Raw genomic sequence first — 1,355 nt, forward strand, 5'->3', positions numbered from 1 at the left:
GGAAGTTGGGTGTCCCAGGTTGACGTATAGGTGTCATCATTTAACCGATAACTGTTAACTGATCGCCGACTACTGGAAGAGGGGAATTAGCTCAGCTGGCTAGAGCGCCTGCCTTGCACGCAGGAGGTCATCGGTTCGACTCCGATATTCTCCACGATGCGCCGTTTTTTTTGGCGTGAAGAGTTCATTGACATTTTGAGAGAGAAATACGAGAAACAAAGCAAATAGCGAGAGCTATATTAAGTTTAGGCCCCCACGTGAGAGTGGGGGTCCCATCGAGCGCCACACGCGAGTGTGGCAACCTGGAACAAGTTACGAAAGGGCGTATGGGGGATGCCTAGGCTCTCAGAGGCGACGAAGGACGCGATAAGCTGCGAAAATCCGCGGGGAGGTGCACATGACCATTGATCCGCGGGTGTCCGAATGGGGCAACCCACCGCGTTGAAGGCGCGGTACCCCGCAAGGGGGGCGAACCCGGTGAACTGAAACATCTAAGTAGCCGGAGGAAGAGAAAACAAGAGTGATTCCGAGAGTAGCGGCGAGCGAAATCGGAGCAGCCCAAACCGGCCATGTCTAGGCATGGCCGGGGTTGTAGGACCACGACATTCGAGACGGGACGAATCGGAACGCGTTGGAAAGCGCGGCCATAGACGGTGACGGCCCGGTACGAGCAAGGAACGTCGAGATAGTGGTATCCTGAGTAGCGCGGGGCACGTGAAACCCTGTGTGAATCCGGCGGGACCATCCGCCAAGGCTAAATACTCCTGAGAGACCGATAGTGGACCAGTACCGTGAGGGAAAGGTGAAAAGAACCCCGAACAGGGGAGTGAAACAGACCCTGAAACCATACGCCTACAAGCGGTCGGAGCCCTTAGGGGTGACGGCGTGCCTTTTGCATAATGAGCCTACGAGTTGCCGTTGCCGGCGAGGTTAAGCACTTCAGGTGCGTGAGCCGTAGCGAAGGCGAGTCTGAACAGGGCGTTCAGTCGGCAGTGGCAGACGCGAAACCGTGTGATCTACCCATGGGCAGGGTGAAGCTGTGGTAACACACAGTGGAGGCCCGAACCCGTTGACGTTGAAAAGTCTTGGGATGACCTGTGGGTAGGGGTGAAAGGCCAATCAAACTCGGAAATAGCTCGTACTCCCCGAAATGCATTTAGGTGCAGCGTATATGTAGTTGTGTAGAGGTAGAGCTACTGATTGGATGCGGGGGCTTCACCGCCTACCAATTCCTGACAAACTCCGAATGCTACACAATGTTCATATGCAGTGAGGGCATGGGTGCTAAGGTCCATGTCCGAGAGGGAAAGAACCCGGACCATCGGCTAAGGTCCCCAAGTGTGTGCTAAGTTGAG

At 55.4% G+C, this 1,355-nt stretch carries 1 tRNA gene and 1 rRNA gene; both read left to right on the forward strand.

Annotated features, from left to right (window positions below):
- Window positions 1-80 precede the first annotated feature (80 nt).
- Window positions 81-154 (forward strand) — tRNA-Ala (locus tag ACFQ1M_RS09710).
- Window positions 155-305: 151 nt separating this feature from the next.
- Window positions 306-1,355, forward strand: a 23S ribosomal RNA gene (locus tag ACFQ1M_RS09715); the annotation flags it as partial.

Origin of the sequence: Sungkyunkwania multivorans, assembly GCF_042675645.1 — a bacterium.
GTDB classification, from domain to species: Bacteria; Bacteroidota; Bacteroidia; order Flavobacteriales; family Flavobacteriaceae; genus Sungkyunkwania; species Sungkyunkwania multivorans.